This is a genomic window from Streptomyces mayonensis (genome assembly GCF_018982965.1).
GTDB lineage: Bacteria > Actinomycetota > Actinomycetes > Streptomycetales > Streptomycetaceae > Streptomyces > Streptomyces mayonensis.
Window position 1 is genome coordinate 19,620 of the sequence record NZ_JACBYP010000113.1, and the last position, 7,656, is coordinate 27,275.

General features: G+C 74.8%; 7 protein-coding genes. 4 read left to right on the top strand and 3 right to left on the bottom strand.

Going from position 1 to position 7,656, the window contains the following annotated elements:
• Positions 1 to 31 precede the first annotated feature (31 nt).
• Complete coding sequence (locus tag HZS56_RS30550; RefSeq protein WP_216724052.1) at positions 32 to 487, top strand: tellurite resistance TerB family protein; 456 nt, start codon at positions 32 to 34, stop codon at positions 485 to 487.
• A 143-nt stretch (positions 488 to 630) separates the two neighbouring features.
• Positions 631 to 912: a twin-arginine translocase TatA/TatE family subunit gene (locus tag HZS56_RS30555; RefSeq protein ID WP_216724053.1), complete on the top strand. Its 282-nt coding sequence runs from the start codon at positions 631 to 633 to the stop codon at positions 910 to 912.
• Positions 913 to 1,131: 219 nt separating this feature from the next.
• On the opposite strand, the gene HZS56_RS30560 is transcribed toward HZS56_RS30555, so the two are convergent.
• Together HZS56_RS30560 and HZS56_RS30565 are read right to left on the bottom strand one after the other, a co-directional pair.
• On the bottom strand, positions 1,132 to 2,781 hold the full coding sequence (locus tag HZS56_RS30560; protein ID WP_216724054.1) for a penicillin-binding transpeptidase domain-containing protein: 1,650 nt from the start codon (positions 2,779 to 2,781) through the stop codon (positions 1,132 to 1,134).
• Between the two features lie 17 nt (positions 2,782 to 2,798).
• Positions 2,799 to 3,833 (bottom strand): CE1 family esterase, encoded by a 1,035-nt coding sequence (locus HZS56_RS30565; protein ID WP_216724055.1) that lies wholly within the window; start codon positions 3,831 to 3,833, stop codon positions 2,799 to 2,801.
• Positions 3,834 to 3,918: 85 nt separating this feature from the next.
• Here HZS56_RS30565 and HZS56_RS30570 point away from each other — a divergent pair, with 85 nt between their 5' ends.
• The gene (locus tag HZS56_RS30570; protein WP_216724056.1) at positions 3,919 to 4,881 is read left to right on the top strand and encodes a LysR family transcriptional regulator; all 963 of its coding nucleotides are present in this window, start codon (positions 3,919 to 3,921) and stop codon (positions 4,879 to 4,881) included.
• On the top strand, positions 4,878 to 5,756 hold the full coding sequence (locus tag HZS56_RS30575; protein ID WP_216724057.1) for a serine hydrolase: 879 nt from the start codon (positions 4,878 to 4,880) through the stop codon (positions 5,754 to 5,756). Before HZS56_RS30570 ends, HZS56_RS30575 begins: the two co-directional genes overlap by 4 nt.
• A 165-nt stretch (positions 5,757 to 5,921) precedes the next feature.
• Here HZS56_RS30575 and HZS56_RS30580 read toward each other — a convergent pair whose 3' ends face one another.
• Complete coding sequence (locus HZS56_RS30580) at positions 5,922 to 7,595, bottom strand: right-handed parallel beta-helix repeat-containing protein (RefSeq protein WP_216724058.1); 1,674 nt, start codon at positions 7,593 to 7,595, stop codon at positions 5,922 to 5,924.
• Positions 7,596 to 7,656 lie beyond the last annotated feature (61 nt).

Genomic DNA, 7,656 nt, shown 5'->3' on the forward strand with positions numbered 1-7,656 from the left:
CTTTCCGACCGGTACGGAGTACGGAGTTCTCATGGCCCTGTGGGACCGCTTCAAGGAGTCCGCGTCGCAGATGCAGACGCAGCTCGTGGCGAAGAAGAACGACCTCAAGAGCGGCGCCTTCCGCGACGCCAGCATGGCGATGTGCGCGCTGGTCGCCGCCGCCGACGGCACCGTCGACCCCTCGGAGCGGCAGCGCGTCGCCCAGCTGATCTCCACCAACGAAGTGCTGCAGAACTTCCCCGCGGACGATCTGCGCCGCCGCTTCGAGGACAACCTCAACAAGCTGACCGCCGACTTCGACTTCGGCAAGGTCGGCATCCTCCAGGAGATCGCCAAGGCGAAGAAGAAGCCCGCCGAGGCGCGTGCCGTGGTGCAGATCGGCATCGTGATCGGCGGCGCCGACGGGGACTTCGACAAGGACGAGCGCGCCGTGGTCCGCGAGGCCTGCTACGCGCTGGACCTGCCGCCGCACGAGTTCGACCTCTGATCGGCCTCTGATCGACCGCTGCGACCCACGGCCGCGCCACCCGCGGCCGCCGGCCGTGCCGTAGATTCGCCGTAGATTCGCCCTAGATCCCGGGTGCGGACCCGTGCCGCGGGTCCGCACCGTACGTCCACCAGGGGAGCGCAGTGTTCGGACTGAGCGAGCTCGCGATCGTTCTCATCGTCGTCATAGCCGTCCTCGCCGCCAAGAAACTCCCCGAGCTGACCCGCTCGGCGGGCAAGTCGGCCCGCATCCTCAAGGCCGAGGCCCGCGCGGCGAAGGAGCAGGACGAGCCGGGGACGCCGCGCGTCGTCCAGGGAGAGGCGATCCGGCACGAGACCGACGGGACCGGCCCCGCCAACGGCACCGGCGGCGGCAGCAGCGGGACAAGCACCGGCACCGGCGGTCAGGGTACGCCGCAGGGCTGAGCGCTCCGGGGGACGGAGCGCTCCACCGGTCCCGCCCTGCGCGGTTCAGGCGGTTCACGCGGTTCACGCTTCGGGTTCCCGGTCGGCTCCCGGGCGGGTGCGGTGCGGGCCGGGTTCACGCAGGACCTCACCCCGATTGCGGCGGCGCCGAGCGCGGGCGCCGGAAGAGCGGGCGGCGTGCCGGTGTGCAGGCGCCGGGCGCATGTGCGTGCGCCCGGGTCAGGGCGGGTCCTGGGGCATCGTCGACAGCAGGCTGTGGACGACGGGGCCGGCCGAGCCGCCGCCGGTGACGCCCTCCTCGACGACGGCGGCGACGGCGACGTTGCCGCGGTGGGCGACGAGCCACCCGTTGTTGTCCTGGTCGTCGGAGACCTCGGCGGTGCCGGTCTTGGCGCCGACCTCGCCGGGCAGGTCGGCCAGGACGCGCGCGGTGCCGTCGGTGACGGTCGCCCGCATCAGCGTGCGCAGCTGCGCGACGACCTTCTCGGGGAGCGGCTCGGTACGGGTCGCGTCCTCGTCCTCGGCGGCGCCCGGGGTGACGGACGGCTGGTGGAACTCGCCGGAGACCGCGGTGGCCGTCACCGACGCCATGATCAGGGGGTTGGCCTGGATCCGGCCCTGCCCGATCATCGACGCGGCCTTCTCCGTCTCGTCCTTGGGCGCGGGTACCGAGCCGTCGTACGTCGGGATGCCGACGTTCCACTCCTGGCCGACGCCGAAGCGGGTGCGCGCGACCTCGCCCAGCTCCCCGTCGTCGAGCTTGCCGCGCAGTCCGATGAAGGCGGTGTTGCAGGACTCGGTGAAGTCCTTGCGGAAGGTGGCGCCGGGGTGTTCGGAGGTCTCGACGTTGTGGAACTGCTTCCCGACCGTCAGGTACTTGGGGCAGTCCACGACGTCGTCCGGCGCGACCGCGCCCTTGAGCAGCAGGGCGCTGCTCGTGACGATCTTCCAGGTGGAGCCGGGCGCGTAGGTGCCGGAGGCGGCGCGGTTGAAGCCGGAGGAGGGGGAGTTGGCGAGGGCGAGGACCTCGCCGTTGTCGACGCGCAGGGCGACGAGGGAGGCGTTCTTGCCGTCGGCCTTCGCCAGCGCCTTCTCGGCGGCGGACTGCCAGCCGGCGTCCAGGGTGGTGCGCACGGGCCGGTCCGCGGTCTCCGGGTCGGGCTTCCTGCCGAAGGACGCCTCGGTGCGCACGGTCTCGCCGGAGGCCCGGTCGACCAGTTCGACCGCTCCGCGCGGTCCGCCGCCACCGCCCGCGTCACCGGCGAGGCGCCCCAGGAGCGGGGTCAGGGACGGGTACGCGTCGTCCACGAGGGAGACACCCTCGCGGTCCGTGACCTTCGGCGGGGCGCTCTCCTCGCGTTCCAGGCGGAACTTCTCCGTGTCGCTCAGCCGCGGGTGCACCAGGGACAGCCGCCAGTCCACCTTCCAGCCGCCGCCCTCCTGTTCGCGCAGCGGCAGCCGCGACTCGTACGTCCAGGTTCCGAGGCCGGTGACCGGCATCCGCGCGGTGAACGGGACACCGAGCGTGCCGTCCTCTTCCTCCTTCGTGCCGTCGTCCGCCGCCGTCAGCTCGGGCTTCTCGATGTCGAGTCCGGCGGTGAAGCTCTGCAGGACCTCCTGCGCCCTGCCGGGCTCGGTGGTGCGGTCCGCCGCGCTCGGCAGGCGCCCGGCGGCCCAGTCGGCGAGGAAGGCACGGGCCTGTTTCATCGCGGCGGGGTCGGGGCCGTCGTCGCGGGCGAAGGGGCCGAACCCGGCGGCGTACGAGCCGCCCGCGGCGATCGCGAGCACGACGCCGGCGGCGGCGACGGCCCGTACGCCCTTGCGGGGCGCGCGGCGGCGGGAAGGGGCGAGCTGGGGGGCTTCGGACATGGGAGGTCCTTGTCGGGTCAGCGGCCGGAGCCGGTGAGGAAGTCGAGGAGGGCGTCGGTGGCGTCCAGGGCCTTGCTGACCGGGCCGAACCCGTCGGGCGGCGGGACGGTCGAACCGGGCCAGGTGTGGCCCGCGCCGTGGACGACGAGGAGTTGCACCGTGGCCGCGTCCGCGGAGTGGGCCGGGGCGTCCTTCAGACTCCACACCGTGCGGTCGTAGCCCTTCTCCTCCCGCTTGGCGGGCTTTCCGGCGTCCCCGGCCGCCGCGAACGCCGCCGCCGTGTCCTGCGCCGACAGGCTCGGCAGGATCGGCTCCTCGGGGTCCGGCGGCGGGGACGGCCACCCCGCCAGCGGGCGTACGGGGTCGTCGGCGCCGTAGACGACCATGACGGGGAGGGGGCCGGTGGGCCGCACCGCGGCGTCGCCCGCGGGAAGCTGCCCGGAGACCGAGACGGCACCCGCCAGCAGCTCCGGGCGCTCGGCGGCCATGCGCAGGGCCATCGAGCCGCCGTTGGAGAAGCCGGCGACGTAGACCCGCTCGGGGTCGGCGTGCTCGGTACGGACCAGGTGCTTGATCAGCGCCTCGGTGAACCGCACGTCCAGGCCGGGGTCCGGGCGCTGCTTCGTGGCCCGGGTGCCCGCGCCCCAGCCGTGGTCGAGGCCCTCGGGGAAGGAGACGAGCATGCCGCGGGCGGTGGCGGCCCGCTCGAGACGGGACTTCTCGCGCAGCTCGGCGGCGTCGGCGCCGCGGCCGTGGAAGGCGATGACGAGCGGCTTCGGGTCGTCGTCGGTGGCGGCGGGCCGGTGCAGGAGGTAGTCGCGGGTGCGGCCGTCCGCGCGGAGCTGTCCGCGGACCTCCGGCGCGGGGGTGGCCGTGGCGGTGGCGGTGGCGGTACCACCGGCGCCCGCTGCTGTGGAGCCGGTGGCGGACGGGTCGCCGCCGGCACCGGAGCCGGTGTCCGTGGCGCAGCCGGCCAGCGGGAGTACGAGGGCGAGGGCGAGGGCGCCGGGCCAGCGGCGGGCCCTGGGCGCGAGGTCTCGGGAGAGGCGCATGCCCCGAGGAGAACAATCCTGGCGGACACCTGTCCAAGATTGATATGGATGTCAGATCGATCAATCCTCGATATGATTACTGCTCGTGGACCTGGTGCGGCACCTGGAGTGCTTCGTGGCTGTTGCAGAAGAGTCACACTTCGGGCGGGCCGCGGCCCGTCTCGGCATGGCTCAGCCACCCCTGTCGCAGCGCATCCAGCGGCTGGAGAAGGAGCTGGGCGTCCGCCTCTTCGAGCGCACCAGCCGCCAGGTGACCATCACCGAGGCGGGCACGCTGCTGCTGACCGAGGCCCGTGAGCTGCTGGCCCGCGCCGAGGCACTGCGGACCGCGGCGCGCCGCATCCGGGACGGCGAGAGCGGCCTGCTGCGCGCCGCGCTGTCCCCCGACATCTCCGGCGAGACGGTCGCCGCCCTGCTGGCCGGCTTCCGGCGCCGCCACGGGCACCTGGAGCTGGAGCTGCACGAGCTGTCCACCGCCCAGCAGCTCGCCGGGTTCGCCGCCCACGAACTGGACGTCGGCCTCATCCACCACCCGTGCGACGTCACCGGCCTGGAGCTGGGGCCGGTGCTCCGCCGCGACCTGGGCGTCCTGCTGCCGCGCGAGGCCCCGCAGGCCGGTCTCGACGCGGTGCCGCTCGCCGCCCTGACCGGCTACGACCTGGTGCTCTTCCCGCGCACCGACGCCCCCGCGGTCTACGACGACCTGCTCACCGCCTGCGCCCGGGGCGGCTACACCCCGGCCGCCGTACGGCACGGCCAGGGCGCCAGTTTCGTACGCGGCCTGGTGCTGTCGTCCGGGGCCGTCGCCCTGTGCCCGCGCGACACGCGGCTCGTCGCCCCCGGCGACCGGGACCTGGTCTGGCGCCCGCTGTCCGGGGCCCCGCCCGCCTGGCGGCACTCCGTGGCCTGGCCCAAGGGGCGCGGTGACGCCGCCGTCGGCGCCTTCACGGACGCGGCCACCCACGCGCTGCGCACCACGGCCGACGCCCACTCCGAGGCACCCGCCCGGCCCCTGCACCTCCGCCCGGCATCGGAGTACTGGCTGTGACCGAGACCGCCACCGCCGCCCGTCTGGACGCCGCCTTCGCCGAGGCCGGGGTCACCGGGTGGCTGCACGCCGTGGACATCGACTCGGGGGCGCAGGCCGGCACGGGGGCCGACCAGCCGGTCTGCACGGCCAGTGTCCACAAGGTGTGCGTCCTGGTGACGCTGCACGAGCTGGCGGCGGCCGGGACGCTGGACCTGACCGAGCAGGTCGAGTGCCCGCCCGCCGGACGCGCCCCCGGGCCCACGGGTCTGGCGTCGATGCTGGACGCGGCCCGGCTGTCGCTGCGCGACGCGGCGTTCCTGATGATGTCCGTCAGCGACAACACGGCCGCCGACCTGCTGCTGCGCCGGGTCGGCCGGAACGCCGTCAACCGCACCACCGCGCGGCTCGGCCTCACCCGGACGCGGATGGCGCACGGTTTCGGCGAGATGCTGGCCGCCATGCGCGAGGACGCCGGGCCCTCCGGTGCCCGTGCCCTGGCCGACCCGCACGTCATCGCGCGGCTGCGCGCCCTGGACCCGGCCCGCACCAACCGCAGCACGCCGCGGGACATGACCCGCCTGCTCGGTGCCCTCTGGCGGGACGAGGCCTGCCCGCCCGAGTACGGTGCCGCGATGCGCCGGATCATGAGCCTCCAGGTGTGGCCGCACCGTCTGGCCTCGGGCTTCCCCTTCGACGACGTCCACGTGGCCGGCAAGACCGGCACCCTGCCGACCCTGCGCAACGAGGTCGGCGTCGTCGAGTATCCCGACGGCGGCCGCTACGCCGTGGCGGTCTTCACCCGCACCGCCAACCCGGCGGCCACGCTCCCGGCGGCGGACGCCGTGATCGGCACGGCGGCCCGGATCGCGGTGGACGCCCTGCGGGCACCCTGAGCCGACGGGCCTGGGCCCGCCGCGCGTACCGGTGACCTTCCCGCGCGTACCGGCGCCCGCCGCGCGTACCGGCGGCCTCCCCGCGCGTACCGGCGGCCTCTCCCATGTACCGGCAGCCTCTCCCCCGTACCGGCGGCCTCCCCGCGCGTACCCGGTCGCGCGGCGTCACCCCGAGTTGTCCCGCCAGCGTCCGCCGCTCGGGGCCGAGTCGAAGCGGGTCGCCGCCGAGGCGTTGCCGCTGAAGTCGTTGCCGGAGACCCGGCCGCCCGTCCAGACGGCCTCGGGGGCGAGCCACACGGCGTGGTTCTGCGTGCGGGGACGGCCGTCGTCGCGGACCCGGTTGCCGTGGACGTACGGGTGGGTCACGGCGGCGGCCGCGGTGAGCCCGGCACGCGGGACGGGGGCGTCCGGCAGGCGGTAGGCGGTGCCGGGCGCCGGGGTGGCGCCGGGCCAGGCGGTCACGGCACCGGGGCGCACGGGGACCAGGTCGAGCCGGGTGGCGGTGTTGTCGACGACCAGGACGGTGACCCCGGCGGGAGCCGCCTCCGCGGAGGGTCCGGGGGTGTCGCGGCCGTCCCGGGCATCCCGGGTGTCCACCGTGAGTTCCTTGCCGCGGTGGCCGCCCGGGAGCCAGTCGGCGTTCTCGTCGGTCAGCGACAGCGGCCCGCAGTGCACGCCCGTGCCGCCGCCCTCCGCCGCCGGAGCGGCACGCCGGCCGTTGTTGCGGACCCGGTTGCCGAAGATCGCCGGCTCGTGCAGCGGGGCGTCGACGCGGATGCCGTCCAGGGCGTTGTCGTGCACGTCGTTCGACTCCAGGACGACGTCCACGGCGGGCTCCTGGTCGCCGCCGGCCAGGTTGTGCTCCCAGTACCCGTACCGGCCGTTGTTGCTGACGCGGTTGCCGCGGAAGGCGTACGGGCCGGGGGTGTTGCCGAGCGCGATCCCGTCCCCCGCGTTGCCGTCGATCACGCACCCGGTGACGATGCCGCCGCGCCCGCCGACGCTCGTCGTACCCTGCGCGGACACGTCGAACCCGGCGACGTGGTTGCCGAGCATCGAGCAGCCGGTGACGAGCAGCCCGTCGGCGCCCCAGTCGGAGATGCCGTAGCGGTTGTCCTCGGTGTGGCAGGCGGTGATGCGGATACCGCGGGGCGGGACCCAGTCCTCCTGCTGGAGTTCGAGGAAGATGCCGTTGGTGCCGTTGCCGCGGGCGGTGCAGTCGGTCACCGCCAGCCGTTCGACCGGCCCCCAGCCGCCGACGCCGATCCCGAGGCCCGCGCCGCCCATTTTCTCCCCGGGGTCCTGCCGCCCGCACCGCTCGGCCAGTACGCCCTCGACCACGGTGTCCTGGAGGAAGTCGCAGCCGAATCCGGTGGCGGCGGTGTCGTGGATCCAGAGGTCGCTGAAGCGTCCCCGCAGTACGTACTGCAGGCCGAGCCCCTTGGCCAGTACGTCGTACTCCTCCGTCTCCACCCGTGAGCCGTCGATCTCGAAGTGGGCGAAGGTGACGTCGGCGATGTGGCGGTCCGGCCCGGCGCCGTGCTGCGCGGTGGTGAACCACGCCAGCGGCACCGGCCGGGTGGGGGCGCCCGGGTTGGCGAGGACGAAGCAGGTCGCGGCCCGTCCGGCGCCGACCAGCGAGACGCCGGACCGCCACAGCACCGGCCGGTCCCGGATCAGGTACCGCCCGGCGGGCACCCGGACGGTGCGCGGCCGGCCGTCCGCCGCGGTGGCGTCGCCCAGCGCGTCCACCAGGTTCTGCAACGCCGGCCCGTCGTCGGCGCTGCCGTCCCCTGCCAGGCCGTACTCACGGGCGTCGGCCGTCAACGGCGCGGTCATGGCGCTGCTCCTTCCACCGACGGAGATTCGGGGGATCGAGGGGGGATCGGGGGGGGATCGG